The sequence below is a fragment of the Arthrobacter sp. 05T423 genome (assembly GCF_056396245.1).
Window position 1 is genome coordinate 103,848 of the sequence record NZ_JBFTLC010000007.1, and the last position, 17,832, is coordinate 121,679.

The following is a 17,832-nucleotide window of genomic DNA, read 5'->3' on the forward strand; positions in this document are numbered from 1 at the left end:
GTGCCCTGACGATTGGACGGGCTCCGACTGTTCGACGCGCCCTGACGATCGGACGCTGCCGGGTTACCGCCGGCGGAGGGCCATTGCCTCCGCCGCAACGTCCACCAGCTGGCGGGCGGATTCGTCCCAGCTGAACTGTTGCGCGCGCGCCACCGAGCGCCGCGAGATGTCCTGCCAGTGCGGCCCGTCGCCGAGATCGCGCACGGCGGCGGCAAACGCCGATGCCGACTCCGGATCGACGTAGGAGGCGGCGTCCGCCCCCACCTCGCGGAAGATCGGAATATCGCTGGCGATTACCGGTGTGCCCAGTGCCATGGCCTCCACCAGGGGCAGGCCGTAGCCCTCGGCCTTCGACAGAGTGACCAGTGCGGTGGTGCGGTTGAGCATTGCCGTGTATTCGTCGTCGGTGACGCCGTTATGGAACACAACGTCCACTCCGGCGGGGATGTGGGCCTCAAGCTCTGCACGCCGGTGCGGGGTGATCCGGCTGAGCAGGTGCAGCGTGTAGCCAGGCAGTTCGGCCATCCCGGCGAGCATGGTTTCAACGTTCTTGTAGGGCATGAACGAGCCCATGTAGAGCAGGGTCTTCTCCGGCGCAGCTGCGGTGTCGCGGGGGTGCTGGGCCGGCTGCGGAGCGTTGCTGACGATGCGGACCGGACGGCTGGTCAGGCGGTACTTGGCCATCAGCGCCTCGGTGGTCCGGCTGATGGTGGCCACAACATCGGCACGGTTGAGCAGGAGCCGCTGGGGCCAGAACGCCTTGTGGTACAGACGCCACAGGATCCGGACCGGGGCCGGCAGGAAGCCGGGGGGTGCCGGGTGCTCATAGTAGATAAGGTCGTGCAGGGTGAGGACCAGGCCGTACTTGCGTCCCCACGTGCCCATGGTCTGCATGGGGCAGACCACCACGTCCGCTCCGAGCTGATTGACTTTGCGCGCCACGAAGAGCTCGGCGGGGGAGAGCGGGCTGCCGATCAGCGCGTAGGGCACATCGGGAAGCAGGGCCAGTTGCCGGGGATCGCTGATGAGCATGGACACATCGGCAATCTTTGAGACGGCGGCGATGAGGCTGGAGCCGTAGCGGCTGATCCCGTCATGGTGGTCCGTCCGGGTGAAGCGGGCATCGATGACTATCTTCACGCGGGGTGGTCCTTAAGGAAGCGGCGGATGAATCCTGCGGCAGGTTCAGGCGTCTCGTAGTGGATGAGGTGCCCCACGCCCGGGATGACATCGAGCGTTGCGTCCGGGAGCATCCCGGCCAGGCGGTGCTGGTCCCGCAGCAGGGCGATTTCGTCCTTTTCTCCGGCGACAAGCAGGACGGGCAGGGTGAGCTGGAGCGCGACTTCGGCCACGTTGCTGCTGACGGACGCGGTGAAGGATTCCAGCAGGCTCTCCCGGTTGGCGAACGCGCTGAAATACGCGTGGTGCTGTCCGTGGATGAACCGCAGCAGGTCCTTGTCCTTCGTTTTCGCCATGGCCATGCTCATGATGCGCACGATGAGCGGGCTGCGGAGCAGCGCCAGGCCAAGAGGGCGGGGGAGGCGTGCGGAGAGACGGTAATACAGCACGGCCAGCCGTGTCATGACGCCCTTGGGGCCCTCCAGCGCGGGCGCGGCGATGGGATTGACCAGGATGAGCGGGCGGACCGCGTCCGGATGGGCCGCGACGAAATGGGCGGCCACGATGGAGCCGAACGAGTGCCCCAGCAGGACGGTGTCCGGCCCGAGTCCGAGGGCCGCCATGAAGTCGCTGATGAACCGGCCGTAGCGCTCGACGCTGTGGACGGCGTCGGTGAATGCTCCGGAGCTGCCAAACCCGGGAAGGTCCGGCATGATCAGGCGCATCTCGGGCAGCTGGTCGGCCACCCGTAGCAGCCCGTGGTGGTCGCCGCGGAAACCGTGGATGACCAGGATGGTGCGCGTGTCAGGCCTGGTCTTTTCCGGTTCGTAGACCCAGTAGGCAACGTTGCTGCCCGCCAGCTGCACGGTGGATGCACGGGTTCGGGCGGCGAGTCCGCTGCTGACGAAGGGTGGCGCTGTTACGGGCTCGGAGTCGGCTGTTCTCATCTGCTGGGGGAGTCCTAATTAACGTTGTCGGGGTGGGAGCCGGTGCGGTGTCCGCGCTCCAGGGCTTCGATGTCCGCCATGTCCAGGGCTGAAAGCTCGAAGCCGAAGACGTCGAGGTTCTCCCGGATCCGGGCCGCCGAACTCGCCTTGGGAATGGTGACGTTGCCCAGCTGCAGCTGCCAGCGAAGGATAATCTGCGCGGCGCTCACCTTGTGCTCGGCCGCGAGGGCGCCGATGACGGGGTCCTCCAGCACCTGCCCCCGGCCCAGCGGGCTCCACGCCTCGGTGAGGATGCCCAGCCCGCTGTGCTTCTCGCGGAGCTCAGCCTGCTGCAGCCACGGGTGGAGTTCGATCTGGTTCACGGCAGGGACCACCTCGGCTGTTTCCAGAAGCTGGTCCAGGTGCTGCGGCTGGAAGTTGGACACGCCGATGGCCCGCACCTTGCCCTCGCGGTACAGCGTCTCCAGGGCGCGGTAGGTCTCCTGGAACAGGCCGCGCTTCGCGCACGGCCAGTGGATCAAATACATGTCCACGTATTCCAGGCCGAGATTGATCATGGACGTGTCAAAGGCCCGCAGCGTCGCGTCGTAGCCGTGGTCGTCATTCCAGACCTTGGTGGTGATGAAGAGATCCTCGCGCGAGGTGCCGGGGGCAGCCTCGCCCGAACCGCCGGTGGAAGCTTCCGCGGCAAATACCTCGACCAGGCCGCGCGCCACGCCGGATTCGTTCCCGTACATGGCGGCCGTGTCGAAATGCCGGTACCCGGCTTCCAACGCGGTGGCAACCAGGTTGGCAGTGTCTTTCGGCGGAACCTTGTAGAGCCCGAAACCCAACTGGTCGATCAGCACGCCGTTGTTCAGGCTGAGCCGGGGTGAGGTAGTCATGGATACGACTCTACCGATACGGTGCCGCGGCGCGTGTGACCGGCAGGAGCACGGTTAGCCGCAGATCAGCCCCAGCAGAGGCAGAAGGGGTGGCCGGCAGGGTCCGCGTACACCTGGAAGCCCTCGGCGGAGGTGATGTCCTCCGCTGGTTTCAGGAGGCGTGCACCGAGGGAGATGGCCTCCTCATGGGCGGACCGGACGTCCTCGACGTACAGGTCGAGGTGGATCTGCTGCGGGTTTCCGTCAGGCCATTCCGGCGGCACATGATTGGGCGCGAGCTGAAATCCCAGGCCCGGGTGGCCGTCGACGCTGACGGTGTGCCAGTCATCCTCCACATCCACGGTGCCACCCAGCAGCCCGGCCCAGAAGGCGCTCTCGGCAGAAAGGTCGGCGGCGTCGAACACAACGATCTGTCTGGTGATTTTCATGCGGTCATCCTTGCATGGCCGCGGACATTTTCCGAGAGCTTCACACCGGTTTCCGGCGGATCGGACGATCGCAACCCTCTGCGTGAACGCGGCACGTACGCTCTAAAGCGTTGCGGAGCCCAACGCGGCGCCACGGGCGCGAAATAGCATGATGGGGGCTCGTACCGGCATAGTTAAGCTCTTGAGCTTGCGCTTATGGGTACAGTCACCGCATAAATGCAAGACGGAAAACGAACAGGGGCTTGACTTGGCAGGGAATGCAACCTTCCGGCACAGCAACACCGCACTACTTTCGGTGAGCAGTGTCGAGGCTCCGAGGATCGTGAGTTCCACGGATTTCGACCGCAGGTTGGCTTCGACCCTGCAGCGGCTGAAGTTTCCGCCGCGGCTGCTTGAGCGCGTTGCCGGTATCACGCACCGCCGCTGGTGGGCTGCCGGGACATCGTTCGATGATGCTGCAGTGGAAGCCGGCGCGAAAGCCTTGGCCGAGGCCGGCGTCGAAGCTTCCGAGATCGGCCTGCTGATCAACACCTCGGTCACGCGGCGCAACCTGGAACCGTCCGTCGCGGTGAAGATCCACCACGGACTCAGCCTGCCGTCGTCGGCCATGAACTTCGATCTCGCCAACGCCTGCCTCGGGTTCGTCAACGGCTTGACCCTGGCGGCCAACATGATCGACTCCGGCCAGATCAAGTACGCGATGATCGTCAACGGCGAGGATGCCCAGGCAACACAGGAGGCCACCCTGGCCCGGCTGCAGCGGCCCGAAACCACGCGTGAGGACTTCGGCCGGGAGTTCGCCACCCTCACGCTGGGATCTGGGGCTGCCGCAGCCGTCCTGGGCCCGGCGGACCAGCACCCCGGCGCGCACCGGATCGTCGGCGGCGTGATGCGGGCCGGCACCGAACACCACGAACTGTGCGTGGGCGGCATCGATGGCATGGCCACGGACACCAAGGGCCTGCTCGACGGCGGCCTGCAGCTCGTGGTCGACGCCTGGCACGAGGCCCAGCCGGAATGGGACTGGGCCGCCATGGACCGCTATGTCACGCACCAGGTGAGCAACGCCTACACGAAGGCCATCATTGACGCCATCGACCTGGACCCGGACAAGGTTCCCATCACGTTCCCGCACTGGGGCAATGTGGGCCCTGCTTCGCTCCCGATGACGCTTGCCGCCGAGGCGCAATCCCTCGAAACCGGCAACCGCGTGCTGTGCATGGGCGTCGGTTCCGGCCTGAACACCGCCATGATGGAAATCGTTTGGTAGCCGCACTCGGCTGGCCCGGCGTCGACCCCGAATGGTCGCGCGAAATCGCTGTGGGCTCCACCTCCGCCGCCGATGAGCCCGGAACCGTGCGCCGCTGGCACCTGCTCGACAACGCCGCCCAGCTCTCCCGCCGCGGACTGGTTCCTGCTGGCACCCTGCTGTGCGTCCACGGGAATCCGACGTGGTCCTACCTGTGGCGGAGCCTTCTGGCCGCCGGATCCGACCCCGCGCATCCTTGGCGCGTTGTGGCGGTGGACCAGCTGGACATGGGCTACTCCGAGCACACCGGCACCTTCCGGCGCCTGGCGGACCGGATCAACGACCTGGGCGACCTCACCAACGCATTGGGCCTGGACGGGCCGGTCGTTACGGTGGGCCACGACTGGGGCGGCGTGATCAGCCTGGGCTGGGCCCTGTCCCATCCGCAGCAGCTCGCCGGGGTGGTGCTGACCAACACAGCCGTCCACCAGCCCTCCGGTTCGGGGATCCCGCCGGCCCTGCGGCTTGCCTTGCACCCTGCCGTGCACGGGTGGGGAACGACGACGTCGGACGCCTTCCTGCGGGTGACACACTCGCTGGCGAGCCCACCGCTGCCCGCCGATGTCCGGAAGGCCTACATGGCCCCCTATCGCGGAGCCCGCCGGCGCGGCGGGGTGGGGAACTTTGTCGCGGACATTCCCGCCGATGCGGCCCACCCCAGCTACCCGGCGCTCAGCGGCGTGGCGGAAGGCTTGCGCGCGCTGAAAGTTCCGGCCCTGATGCTGTGGGGACCGCGGGATCCGATCTTCTCCGACCGGTACCTCAAGGACCTCATCGGCCGGCTTCCGCACGCGGCCGTTCACCGCTTCGAAGGCGCCGGACATCTCGTGGCGGAGGACCGGAACATTGCCGCTCCGGTTTTCCAGTGGCTCGCCGTGCACGGCCATGCCGCCGGAAGCGAGTCCCCGGAAACGGAAGCCACAACGGCCCGTGGTCAGCGGCCGACGGATATGGCTGTGCCGGAGCCGGCGGGATTCCGTCCCCTTTGGGATCTGCTCGGTGAGCAGGCGGCAGGGCCGGCGGGGGGAAATACCGCGGTTACGGAAATGGCGCCGGACGGCACAGCCGCCCGCTCGCTCAGCTGGCAGCAGCTGGACCGGAACATCCTGGACCTCGCCGCGGGGCTGGGCGAAGCCGGGGTTCGGAGCGGCAGCCGGGTGAGCCTGATGGTTCCGCCCGGAGTAGACCTGACCGTAGCCCTCTACGCCTGCCTGCGGTTGGGCGCGGTGGTAGTCGTGGCCGACGCCGGGCTGGGAACCAGCGGCCTGAGCCGCGCCGTGAAAGGCACCACCCCCGATTTCCTCATCGGCATCGATAAGGCGCTGGCAGCTGCCTCGGTGCTCGGCTGGCCGGGACGCCGGATCAGCGTGCGGGACCTGCCGGCCGCGCGCCGCCGAATCCTGGGCGTCGAAACCTCCCTCGCGGACCTTGCCCGGCGCGGGGCTGGCTTCAGCCCGGGCCTCCCTTGCCGGGGTCCGGCCCCGGCTCCGGATCCGGATGCCGACGCCGCTGTGCTCTTCACATCCGGTTCCACCGGTCCCGCCAAAGGCGTGCTCTATACGCACAGGCAGTTGGCCGCGATGCGGGATACCGTGGCCGAAACTTTCGGGATCCGTTCCGGTGCCCGGCTGGTGGCGGGCTTCGCCCCGTTCGCCTTGCTGGGACCGGCGCTCGGAGCGGTTTCGGTGACGCCGGCCATGGACGTCACTGCGCCCCGCACCCTGACGGCACGCGCGCTGGCGGACGCCGCCGCGGCCGTTGACGCTACGGTGGTCTTCGCCTCGCCGGCGGCGTTGCGCAACGTCATTGCCACCCGGGATGGCGTGAGTGGGGCAGGGCATAAAGCCCTGGAGGGTGTCGAGTTGCTTTTATCTGCCGGCGCGCCCGTCCCCGAACCGCTTTTGGCGGACGTGCAGCGGCTGCTGCCCCGGGCCTCGCTGCACACCCCGTACGGGATGACTGAGGCGCTGCCGGTCACCGACATCAGCCTCGAACAAATCCAGGCCGCCGGTGCCGAGGCTGCTGCCGGCACAGTGGCGGGAGCAGGCAATGGCGTGTGCGTGGGGTGGCCCGTGCATGGCGCCCGCGTGGCCGTCGTCCCACTGGCGGCGGATGGCACCGCACCCGGCTCCCGTCCGGTCACGGAGGCCGGCGTCACCGGCGAGATCCTGGTCAGCGCCCCGCACGTCAAGGAAGCTTACGACAGGCTCTGGCTGATCCAGCGGGAGAGCACCAGTCTGCCCGGATGGCACCGCACCGGCGACGTCGGGCACTTCGACGCCGCCGGACGGCTCTGGGTGGAGGGACGTCTCGCCCATGTCGTGACGTCACCCGGTACTGTGGTGACGCCCGTGGGCGCGGAACAGGCCATCGAACGCCTGGACTGCGTCCGGCTGGCCGCCATCGCCGGGGTGGGACCGGCAGGGACGCAGGCCGTCGTCGCCGTCGTCGAGACCGTACCTCCCGCCCGCAAAGCCGGCCCTGCCGCGCCGCAGCTCGCCGGGCGCGTCCGCGGGGCGGCCCTTGAGGCCGGCGTCAAAGTCTCCGCGGTGCTCGCCGTTCCGGCACAGCCCACCGACATCCGGCACAACGCCAAGATCGACAGGACCCGCCTGTCCCGCTGGGCTTCCCGCGTGCTGGCCGGCGGCCGGGCGGGCACACCGTGAGGGTCCTCGTCACCGGCGCAAGCGGGCTGCTCGGGCGGGAAGTGGCCGGGCTGCTGGTGCGGCAGGGCCATGCCGTGGCTACGTTCCAGCGCCGTCCATCGGGAGTCGACGGCGCTGCGGACTTCTGCGGGTCCGTCACGGACGCCGAAGCGCTCCGGGAAGCCGTCGACGGGGCAGAAAGAATCATCCATCTGGCCGCCAAGGTTTCCTTTACGGGCCGTGCGGTGGAGTTCGATGAGGTTAATGTCGAAGGCACGCGCCGCCTGCTCCGTGCAGCCCGCGGCGCCGGGGTGCGGGACATGGTTTTCGTCTCCTCCCCATCCGTGGCCAACACCGGCGCCGCCATCGCCGGGCTGGGCGCGGAGCCCGCTGACCCGCAGCACGCACACGGCGACTACTCCCGCACCAAGGCCGAAGCCGAACTGCTGGCGCTGGCAGCGGACGCCCCGGAATTCCGGGTCGCAGCGGTACGCCCCCACATCGTCTGGGGCCCGGGCGACACCCAACTGGTGGAACGGGTCCTGGCCCGCGCCAGCCGCGGCCGCCTGCCGCTGCTCGACGCCGGTGCGGCCCTGATCGACACCACCTACGTGGACAATGCCGCCTCGGCCATCGTTGCCGCGCTGCACCGCATAGAACACGTCCATGGCAGGGCCCTGGTTGTAAGCAACGGCGAGCCCCGGCCGGTCGGCGAGCTGCTGGCGGGCATATGCGCTGCGGGGGGCGTCCCCGCGCCGTCGTGGGCTATGCCGGGTGGAGTGGCACGGGCGGCGGGGGCGATGGTGGAGAAGCTCTGGACCTGGGCCGGGCGGCATGAGGAACCGCCGATGACCAGGTTCCTTGCTGAGCAGCTCTCCACCGCCCACTGGTTCGACCAGCGCGAGACCCGTGAACTCCTCGACTGGACGCCCGCCGTCTCGCTCGATGACGGACTGGCGAGGCTGGCCGAACACTACGGTTCCCGGTCGGCGGCGCGGATTCACTGCTCTTGAGCCTCAGGTTAAGGGCCGCTTCGTCCGGAGGAGCTTGAGGAATTACCCGTCGCTCAGACCCCGGCCTCGAAGCTGACCAGCCGCCGGGCCGAGGCCTCGTCGAGGATCAGGTCAGTCGCCAGCCCAGCCACCAGGGCCCCGCGGAGCCCGTTGATCTTGGACGCACCGGACACCACGCAGATCCGCCGGCGCACCTGGCGGAGCTCGTCCAGCGACGGCCCGGTGGAGCGTTCGTTCAGCGTGATGCCATCAGAGGAGCCGTCGCCGCGGAAGAAGACCGTGGCCACGTCCCCGACCACATCGGAGTTCGCCAGCGTGACCAGGTCGTCCTCGTCGAGGTAGCCGCCGGCATAAACGTGGCTGGGGTAGTCGGCATCCACCGAGCCCACGCCGAAGATCGCGATGCTCATGCGGGACTGCAGGTCGAGGATGCGCTGAACGCTCCGCTCATTCCACATCGCGGTCTTCGTGGCGGCGTGGTCGAAGAAGGCGGGCACGGGAAATTGTTCAACCCGTGCACCGTAAGCGCTGCCGAAGCGCCGCATGATGTCGCTGGCGTAAGTGATGCCGGTGGTTTGCATGTTGCCCGCGCCGTTCAGCTGCACCACCACGCTGTCGTGGGTGATCTTACGGGTCAGGTGCCGGCTCACCGCGCTGAGAGTGGATCCCCAGGCCACGCCGATAATGGCGTTGGAGTCCACGAGCGGGCCGATGGTGCGCGCGGCCTGCATCGCGACTCGGTCCAGCGTCTCTGCCTCATTCAGGGTGTCCAGGACCGGCACCACGTGCACATCCACCCTGTACTGCGCCCGGATCAGGCGCTCCAATTCGGGTCCGGTATCGAGCGGGCTGCGGATCTGTATCTGTACCAGGCCCGTCTCGCGCGCCGTTGAGAGCAGCCGGGAAACCGTGGAACGGGAGGTCCGCAATTCCCGGGCGATGGCGTCCATGGTGAGGTCCTGCATGTAGTAAAGCTGGGCGGCGCGCAGCGCTTCGGAATGTCGGGGACCGGACATGCATCGTTCCGTTCTGCACGTTTGTGCATAGTGCTTGACGTTATTTTCCAATAATTCAAACAATAGTGGTGAACGGCCCCGCACCATCCGGTGCGCGGCCTGCAACAAGCCCTTTCGAACCAAATACCAAAGGAGCAGATTTGGGACTCAAGGATTCACCCGGCCATACCAACACCGCTGCCGCAGCAGGTGCGGAGCGCGAGTCCGTCTCCCGGCTGCGCCGGCGGTCCAACGCCCGGGTCCTGATCATTGGCGGCGGCATCAACGGCGTCGGAACATTCCGGGACCTCGCCCTGCAGGGCGTCGACGTCGCCCTGGTGGAGCGCGGCGATTACTGCCAGGGCGCCAGCGGCGCCTCCTCGCACATGATTCACGGGGGGATCCGTTACCTCGAAAACGGCGAGTTTCGCCTGGTCCGGGAATCCGTGGTTGAGCGCAACAGGCTCCTGCGGATCGCGCCCCATTACGTGAAGCCGCTGCAGACCACCATTCCGATCTTCAGCACCTTCTCCGGAGTCCTGGCCGCACCGCTGAGGTTCCTGACCCACAAGCAGCAGGGCAAGCCCAAGGAGCGCGGCGCTTTCCTGATCAAGCTGGGTCTCAGCCTGTACGACTCCTTCTCCCGCGACGGCGGCAGCGTCCCGCGCCACCAGTTCCGCGCACGGCACAAGGCGCTGGCCGAACTCCCGATGCTGCATCCCGGCGTCAAATACACGGCCACCTACTTCGACGCGTCCGTGCACAACCCCGAGCGCCTCACCCTGGACGTCCTGCAGGACGGCGAGAAGGCGGGCGGCCGGGCCAGCAACTACCTGTCCCTAACGTCCGTCAGGTCCAATGCGGACGGTTCAAGCACGGCAATGCTCCGAGACGAGCTGACCGGCGGGACATTCGATTTCACCGCCGACGTCATCGTCAACACCACCGGTGCGTGGGTGGACCTCACCAACCAGGCCATGGGTGCCCCCACCACCTTTATGGGCGGGACGAAGGGCTCCCACATCGTCCTTGACCACCCCGGCCTGCTAGCAGCCTGCGGCGGACGCGAGATCTTCTTCGAACACACCGACGGCCGGATCGTGCTGATCTACCCCATGGGTGACCGCGTGCTGGTGGGAACCACCGACGTCGACGCCGACATGTCGCAGGACGCCGTCTGCACAGATGAGGAAATTGACTACTTCTTCGACCTCATCGGCCATGTCTTCCCGGACATCGCCGTGAACCGCGGCCAGATCGTCTACACCTTCTCGGGCGTGCGTCCGCTGCCGCGACACGATTCCACCCAGCCGGGATTCGTGTCGCGTGACTACCGCATCGAACGGCGCGCCCCGGAAGCAGGCGCCCAGGAGGGCGGCGCCGTCGTTCTCAGTCTGGTGGGCGGCAAATGGACCACCTTCCGTGCGTTGGCCGAGAATCTGACCGACGACGTACTCGCCGAACTGGGCACGGAACGGAAAATATCGACGGCGAAGCTCGCCATCGGGGGCGGCTCCGGGTTTCCGGGCACCGACGCCGGAATCCAAACGTGGATCAAGGCGCACATGACCGCCACCCGCGACGCAAACCGGGCCGCGGGCCTGCTCACCAGGTACGGCACCCGCGCCGAGGAAGTCGTCAACTACCTCGACGCCGGCCCCGACCGCGCGCTGCGCTCCACCCGGGAGCTGAGCCTCAGGGAACTGCAGTTCATGGCCGCCAACGAACAGATCGGACACCTCGTGGACGTCCTGATCCGCCGTACGTCGCTCGCCTTCCGGGGCCTGGTCACCGGTGAGCTGCTGAACGAAGTTGCTGAAGCCTTGGCCGGGCCGCTCGGCTGGGATGCGGCAGGGGTTGCCGCGGAGATCAACCACGCGCAGGAGGTGCTGAAGCGGTACCACGGCGTCGAGGTCCACAGCCTCGTCGCCTAGCGGAAAACAGTCCTTCAAACAGGCGAAGGACTGACAACAGAAAATAGAGGAGTCAAAGATGTCTCTTGGATTGGTTTTTCTTTCCGAAGTTTTCGGAACCGCCATGCTGACCCTGTTGGGTTGTGGCGTGGTGGCCAACGTTGCGCTCAAAGGCACCAAGGGCAACAACGGGGGATTCCTGATGGTCACTTGGGGGTGGGGCATCGCCGTCTTCGCCGGTGTGTACGTCGCCGCAAGGTCCGGCGCCCACCTCAACCCCGCCGTCACCACGGGCCTTTTAGTCAACGGCAAGGCCGAATACGCGCCGGGCGTTCCGGTTGACCTCGCGTCCACGCTGACCTACTACGGCGGTGAGCTCTTCGGCGCCTTCCTGGGTGCCGTGGTCACCTGGCTGGCCCACAAACAGCATTTCGACGCCGAACCCGAGCCCGCGAACAAGCTCGGCGTCTTCTCCACCGGACCGGCGATCCGTTCCACCCCCTGGAACCTGATTACGGAAATCATCGGCACGTTCGTGCTCGTCTTCGTGATCCTCACCTTCGGGGGAACGCCGTCCGGCCTGGGCCCGCTGGCGGTGGCCCTGCTCGTCGTCGGCATCGGTGTATCCCTGGGCGGACCCACCGGCTATGCCATCAACCCCGCGCGTGACCTCGGACCCCGCATCGCGCACGCCATCCTGCCCATCAAGGGCAAAGGATCCAGCGACTGGAGCTACTCCTGGATTCCGGTGGTCGGCCCGCTGGTGGGCGGGACGCTGGCCGGACTCGTGGGGCTGCTGCCCATCGTGTTCAAGGCAGCCACATGAGCCCCGGCACTTTATTCGCGCGGCGCTGAGCCGCGGTACCCATTTTCGAAACCACATCCATAACCACATCTGTTCAAACGCAATCACAACGACAAGGACGTCATCATGAGCCAATACGTAATCGCCGTCGACCAGGGCACCACCAGTACCCGCGCCATTGTCTTCGACCACAGCGGCAGCATCGTGTCATCCGGCCAGATGGAACACGAGCAGATCTTCCCGCAGGCCGGCTGGGTGGAGCACAATCCCACGGAGATCTGGGACAACACCCGGGAGGTCATCGGTTCCGCCCTGTCCAAGGCGAACCTGACCCGGCACGACATCGCCGCCGTCGGCATCACCAACCAGCGCGAAACGGCGGTGGTCTGGGACAAGACCACCGGCAAGCCGATCTACAACGCGATCGTCTGGCAGGACACCCGCACCCAGCCCATCGTCGATGAACTGGCGAAGGACGGGGGAGCGGACCGGTTCAAGCAGAAGGTGGGGCTGCCGCTGGCCACGTACTTCTCCGGAACCAAGATCAAGTGGATCCTGGACAACGTCGACGGCGCCCGGGAGAAGGCCGAGGCCGGAGATCTCGTCTTCGGCAACACCGACTGCTGGGTGCTGTGGAACCTCACCGGAGGTGTGGACGGCGGCGTGCACGTCACGGATGTCACCAACGCCTCCAGGACCATGTTCATGGACCTCGACACGCTGCAGTGGGACCAGGAGATCCTGGGCATCTTCGGGGTTCCGGCGTCCATGATGCCCGCCATCAAGTCCTCCTCCGAGGTCTACGGCACGGTCCACACCTCGCAGCTGCTGCGGGAGGTCCCGGTGGCGGGCATCCTTGGCGACCAGCAGGCGGCCACCTTCGGCCAGGCGGCATTCGAGACCGGCGAAGCGAAGAACACCTACGGCACCGGGTGCTTCCTGATCTTCAACACCGGCGAGGAAATCGTCCACTCCAAGAACGGGCTGCTGACCACCGTCGGCTACAAGCTGGGGGACGCGGCACCGCACTACGCGCTGGAAGGATCGATCGCCGTCACGGGTTCGCTCATCCAGTGGCTGCGCGACAACCTGAACATGATCAGCAGCGCCCCCGAGGTGGAGTCCCTCGCCGCTTCGGTGAAGGACAGTGGCGGCGTGTATATCGTGCCCGCGTTCTCCGGACTCTTTGCACCCTACTGGCGCTCGGATGCCCGTGGCGCCATCGTGGGCCTGACCAGGTTCGTCAACAAGAGCCACATCGCCAGGGCCGCGCTCGAGGCCACGGCCTTCCAGACCCGCGAGGTGCTGGATGCCGTCAACGCCGACTCCGGCGTCCCGCTCACCGAACTGAAGGTCGACGGCGGCATGGTCGCCAACGATGCCCTCATGCAGTTCCAGGCGGACATCCTTGGCGTGCCGGTCATCCGGCCGAAGGTCGTGGAAACCACGGCGCTGGGTGCGGCGTACGCGGCCGGACTCGCCGTCGGATTCTGGAAGGACCTCGGCGAGCTGTCCGCCAACTGGTCAGAGGACAAGCGCTGGGAGCCGAACCTGGACGCCGGGGAGCGCGAACGGCAGCTGCGGCTCTGGAAGAAGGCCGTCACCAAGTCCATGGACTGGGTCGACGAGGACGTGAGGTAGGTCCTCGCCTCGCTGGCGAGAGGGGGCCGCCTTGCCTCCACGAGGAAGGCGGCCCCTGCCCCGCCCGTCCCCGGCTGCTCCCTGACACTCGCAAGCTCGTGTCGGGGCCCTCGCAGCCGGGGGCCCATCGCGGTGCCCACCACACCCGGGCGAGGGGCCGCCTTCCTCGTTCCGCTCTTGGCTCACCATCGCGTCGTGTCCAAGCCCACTCAGCCGCTCGGGTCGACGGGAAGGGGGTAGGGGTGCGCTAAAGTAGGTGTATGCGTGCGATCCTTCTGCTTAGCTAGCCGCTTGGTATCCCGAACAAATACGGATTATCGAGCGGCCGCCCCTCCATGTCGAGGGGCTTTTGTGTGTCCGGGGAGACCTTCCCGGCACGCGGCGGGGATCAGACCGTTGTGACAGGACAGAGGTCATGACAGAACAGAAGAGGGCAGCAGTGAGCGTTCAGCCGGAGACCGAAACCGGAACAGCAGCAGGTGGAACGGAGACGCCCGACGAGGGCGCGTACAGCTTCGCGGCGATGGAGGCCCGGTGGCCGCAGGTGTGGGAAGACCTGAAGGTCTTCACCCCCGCCGACGACGGATCGCGGGAGCGCCGCTACGTCCTGGACATGTTCCCGTACCCGTCCGGCGACCTTCACATGGGCCACGCCGAGGCGTTCGCCATGGGCGATGTGGTGGCGCGGTACCTGCGCCAGCAGGGTTACGACGTGCTGCACCCGATCGGCTGGGACTCGTTCGGGCTCCCCGCGGAAAACGCGGCGATCAAGCGCAACGCCCACCCGAGCGAGTGGACCTACGCCAACATCGACACCCAGGCTGCCTCCTTCAAGCGCTACGCCATCTCCGCTGACTGGTCCCGCCGGCTGCACACGTCCGATCCCGAGTACTACCGCTGGACGCAGTGGCTGTTCAAGCGCTTCTACGAACGCGGCCTGGCCTACCGCAAGGACCACCCCGTCAACTGGTGCCCCAAGGACCAGACCGTGCTGGCCAACGAGCAGGTCGTTAACGGCGCCTGCGAACGCTGCGGCACCGCGGTGACCAAGAAGTCGCTGAACCAGTGGTACTTCAAGATCACCGAGTACGCCGACCGGCTCCTGGACGACATGGAGCAGCTCCGCGGCCACTGGCCCGAGCGCGTGCTGGCCATGCAGAAGAACTGGATTGGCCGCTCCGAGGGCGCCCACGTCAACTTCGTCATCGAGGCCGACGGCGATAAGCCCGCCAAGGACGTCACCGTCTTCACCACGCGCCCGGACACCCTGTACGGCGCCACGTTCTTCGTCGTCGCCGCCGACGCCCCGCTGGCCCTGGAACTGGTCACCGAGGAGCACGCCCAGGCCCTGGACGCCTACCTGGACAAGGTCACGGCGCTATCGGAGATCGAACGCCAGTCCACCGAGCGCGAAAAGACCGGTGTCTTCACCGGCCGCTACGCCATCAACCCGCTCAACGGCGAAAAGCTGCCGGTCTGGGCCGCCGACTACGTCCTGGCCGACTACGGCACGGGCGCCATCATGGCCGTCCCTGCACACGACCAGCGCGACCTCGACTTCGCCAAGGAGTTCGGCCTCCCCGTGCGCGCGGTGCTGGACACCGGCGAAGAGGACCCTGCCGTGTCCGGCACGGCGACAGCCGGCGAAGGCACGCTGATCAATTCCGGTTCACTGGACGGAATGCCCAAGAGCGAGGCCATCCCGGAAGCCATTCGGATCCTCGAACAGCAGGGTACGGGCGAAAAGTTCGTCAACTTCCGCCTGCGCGACTGGCTGCTCAGCCGCCAGCGTTTTTGGGGTACGCCCATCCCGATCATCCACTGCCCCTCCTGCGGCGAGGTGCCGGTTCCGGACGAGCAGCTGCCCGTCGAACTGCCGGCAGACCTCCGCGGCGAGGACCTGGCCCCGAAGGGCACCTCGCCGCTGGCCGCGGCAGAAGCCTGGGTCAACGTCGAGTGCCCCAGCTGCCACGGACCGGCCCGCCGGGACACGGACACCATGGACACCTTCGTGGATTCGTCCTGGTACTTCCTGCGCTTCGTCTCGCCGCACTACACGGACGGCCCGTTCGATCCCGAAAAGATCAACGACTGGATGCCGGTGGGACAGTATGTGGGCGGCGTGGAGCACGCCATCCTGCACCTGCTCTACGCGCGGTTCTTCACCAAGGTCATTAACGACCTGGGCCTGATTGAAGCCAACGAGCCGTTCAGCGCCCTACTCAACCAGGGCCAGGTGCTCAACGGTGGCAAGGCGATGAGCAAGTCGCTGGGCAACGGTGTTGACCTGGGCGAGCAGCTGGACAAGTACGGCGTCGACGCCGTCCGGCTCACCATGATTTTTGCCTCCCCGCCCGAGGACGACGTCGACTGGGCGGACGTTTCGCCGTCGGGGTCCGCTAAATTCCTGGCCCGCGCCTGGCGCCTCGGCCAGGACGTATCCAGCGCGCCAGGGGTTGACTTCAGCGCCGGTGACCGCACGCTGCGCTCCGTAACGCACCGCACCATCGCGGACGCCGCGGAGCTGCTGGACAACAACAAGTTCAACGTCGTGGTGGCCAAGCTGATGGAGCTGGTCAACGCCACGCGCAAGACGATTGATTCCGGCGCGGGCGGCGCCGATCCGGCAGTCCGTGAGGCCGCGGAGGCTGTGGCCGTCATCCTCAGCCTCTTCGCGCCCTACACGGCGGAAGACCTGTGGAACGTCCTGGGGCACCCCGCGTCGGTGGCCAACGCCGGCTGGCCTTCGCACGACGAAGCGCTCCTGGTGCAGGAGACGATCACCGCGGTGGTCCAGGTCCAGGGCAAGGTCAGGGACCGGCTCGAGGTATCGCCGGCCATCTCCGAGGACGAGCTTCGTGAGCTGGCACTGGCCTCCGAGAATGTCCAGCGCGCCCTCGACGGCCGGGGTATCCGGACTGTGATCGTGCGGGCACCTAAACTGGTGAACATCGTCCCGGCCTAGCAGGGTTATTTCAGGAGCCCTGGGCGACTGATGGGCCGGGTCCGGCCGCCGGCAGTGCCGGCGGCCGGACAACAACTGCAGGGGGTGTGCCGTGATTGACCGTGAGCCGGCCGCCTGGCTGTGGTTGAAGGAGCATCTGGTCCGCCTCCGCCAGGCCACCAGGCCCGGGCAGGCCCCGCCTTCGGGCGAGCCCGCCATCGTCGTCCGCACCGCCGTGGTGACGGACTCTGCCGCTGCGCTGCCCGCCGACTGGGTGCGGGCTTTCTCCATTAACGGCCGGCTGGCCGTCATCCCCATGCCTGTCATGGTGGGCGAGGAGATCTACGGCGAGGGCGAGGACGACATCGCCGGGACCATCGCGGTGGCGCTGGCCGCCGCGACGCCGGTCAAGACCTCCCGGCCGTCACCGGGCCAGTTCGAGCAGGCTTATCTCGCCGCCGAACGGCAGGGCTTCGAGTCCGTCGTGTCAATCCACATCTCCGGCGGACTCTCCGGAACGGCTGACGCGGCCCGCCTTGCCGCCGGCCGGGTGAAGATCCCCGTGGAGGTGCTGGACACGCGCACCGTGGGGATGGCGCAGGGACTCGCCGTCCAGAGCGCCGTGGTGGCGGCCGCGGACGGCCGCGATGCAGCCGAAGTGCGTCGGCTCGCCGAGGAGCGCACCGCAAGAACCAAAGTCTATTTCTACGTGCCCAGCCTGGAGCAGTTGCGGCGCGGCGGACGCATTGGCGCCGCAGCTTCGCTGGTCGGGGCCATGCTGTCCATCAAGCCGATCCTCGCGGTCGACGGCGGCAAGATCGTTCCGCTGGAAAAGGTCCGCTCCGCACCGAGGGCCATCGCCCGGCTTGAGGAGATCGTGGTGGCGGAGGCCGCGGACCGGCCATTGGGGGAGGCGCGGCTGGCCATCCACCACTTCGGCAACCGGCCCGAGGCCGAGATGCTCGCGGCACGCCTGGCGGCGAAGCTTCCGGCCTGTCCGCCGGCTCAGATCAGCTCACTGCCTGCTGTCCTGGCCGCCCACGCCGGCCTTGGCGTACTTGCGGTGATTGTGGGGGAGAGTAGCTCGTCGGTTGCCGGTTGCCTCGCCGCCGGTGCCGGCGGTACTGAGGCCGCCCCCTAAGGCTCCGCAAGCCCTAGCAGAGCCAGACCGCTGGTAGTACAGTCTCCC

13 protein-coding genes are annotated in these 17,832 nt (G+C 67.3%); 8 read left to right on the top strand and 5 right to left on the bottom strand.

Annotation, left to right across the window (positions count from 1 at the left end; all coding sequences use genetic code 11):
* Nucleotides 1-63: 63 nt before the first annotated feature.
* From AC1DFE_RS08155 to AC1DFE_RS08170, 4 genes are all read right to left on the bottom strand, one after another.
* The gene (locus tag AC1DFE_RS08155) at nt 64-1,140 is read right to left on the bottom strand and encodes a glycosyltransferase family 4 protein (protein ID WP_476905392.1); all 1,077 of its coding nucleotides are present in this window, start codon (nt 1,138-1,140) and stop codon (nt 64-66) included.
* Nucleotides 1,137-2,066 carry an alpha/beta fold hydrolase gene (locus AC1DFE_RS08160; protein WP_476905393.1) on the bottom strand — a complete coding sequence of 310 codons (930 nt, stop codon included), beginning with the start codon at nt 2,064-2,066 and terminating at the stop codon, nt 1,137-1,139. Before AC1DFE_RS08160 ends, AC1DFE_RS08155 begins: the two co-directional genes overlap by 4 nt.
* Nucleotides 2,067-2,080: 14 nt before the next feature.
* Nucleotides 2,081-2,950, bottom strand: coding sequence for an aldo/keto reductase (locus tag AC1DFE_RS08165; protein WP_476905394.1), 870 nt, complete (start codon nt 2,948-2,950; stop codon nt 2,081-2,083).
* A gap of 65 nt (nt 2,951-3,015) precedes the next feature.
* On the bottom strand, nt 3,016-3,378 hold the full coding sequence (locus AC1DFE_RS08170; RefSeq protein WP_476905395.1) for a VOC family protein: 363 nt from the start codon (nt 3,376-3,378) through the stop codon (nt 3,016-3,018).
* 247 nt (nt 3,379-3,625) lie between these two features.
* On the opposite strand from AC1DFE_RS08170, the gene AC1DFE_RS08175 reads away from it, so the two are divergent.
* Genes AC1DFE_RS08175 through AC1DFE_RS08185 form a run of 3 tightly spaced genes read left to right on the top strand, consistent with a single transcriptional unit; the run spans nt 3,626 to nt 8,345 of the window.
* Nucleotides 3,626-4,648: a 3-oxoacyl-ACP synthase III gene (locus tag AC1DFE_RS08175; protein WP_476905396.1), complete on the top strand. Its 1,023-nt coding sequence runs from the start codon at nt 3,626-3,628 to the stop codon at nt 4,646-4,648.
* The gene (locus AC1DFE_RS08180; protein WP_476905397.1) at nt 4,642-7,353 is read left to right on the top strand and encodes an alpha/beta fold hydrolase; all 2,712 of its coding nucleotides are present in this window, start codon (nt 4,642-4,644) and stop codon (nt 7,351-7,353) included. Before AC1DFE_RS08175 ends, AC1DFE_RS08180 begins: the two co-directional genes overlap by 7 nt.
* Nucleotides 7,350-8,345, top strand: coding sequence for an NAD-dependent epimerase/dehydratase family protein (locus AC1DFE_RS08185; RefSeq protein WP_476905398.1), 996 nt, complete (start codon nt 7,350-7,352; stop codon nt 8,343-8,345). Before AC1DFE_RS08180 ends, AC1DFE_RS08185 begins: the two co-directional genes overlap by 4 nt.
* Nucleotides 8,346-8,398: 53 nt before the next feature.
* On the opposite strand, the gene AC1DFE_RS08190 is transcribed toward AC1DFE_RS08185, so the two are convergent.
* The gene (locus tag AC1DFE_RS08190; RefSeq protein ID WP_476905399.1) at nt 8,399-9,361 is read right to left on the bottom strand and encodes a sugar-binding transcriptional regulator; all 963 of its coding nucleotides are present in this window, start codon (nt 9,359-9,361) and stop codon (nt 8,399-8,401) included.
* Between the two features lie 140 nt (nt 9,362-9,501).
* Between AC1DFE_RS08190 and AC1DFE_RS08195 the strand changes: the two genes are divergently transcribed.
* The 5 genes from AC1DFE_RS08195 (at nt 9,502) to AC1DFE_RS08215 (ending at nt 17,784) form a co-directional block, all read left to right on the top strand.
* Nucleotides 9,502-11,274 (top strand): glycerol-3-phosphate dehydrogenase/oxidase, encoded by a 1,773-nt coding sequence (locus tag AC1DFE_RS08195; RefSeq protein ID WP_476905400.1) that lies wholly within the window; start codon nt 9,502-9,504, stop codon nt 11,272-11,274.
* Nucleotides 11,275-11,332: 58 nt separating this feature from the next.
* Entirely contained in the window at nt 11,333-12,079 is a 747-nt protein-coding gene (locus tag AC1DFE_RS08200; protein WP_476905401.1) for an MIP/aquaporin family protein, read from the top strand.
* A gap of 105 nt (nt 12,080-12,184) precedes the next feature.
* Complete coding sequence (gene glpK / locus AC1DFE_RS08205; RefSeq protein ID WP_476905402.1) at nt 12,185-13,699, top strand: glycerol kinase GlpK; 1,515 nt, start codon at nt 12,185-12,187, stop codon at nt 13,697-13,699.
* Between the two features lie 439 nt (nt 13,700-14,138).
* Nucleotides 14,139-16,664, top strand: coding sequence for a leucine--tRNA ligase (gene leuS / locus AC1DFE_RS08210; protein WP_476905449.1), 2,526 nt, complete (start codon nt 14,139-14,141; stop codon nt 16,662-16,664).
* A 91-nt stretch (nt 16,665-16,755) separates the two neighbouring features.
* Nucleotides 16,756-17,784, top strand: a complete 1,029-nt coding sequence (locus tag AC1DFE_RS08215) for a DegV family protein (protein WP_476905403.1) — start codon at nt 16,756-16,758, stop codon at nt 17,782-17,784.
* The last annotated feature ends 48 nt before the right edge of the window (nt 17,785-17,832 follow it).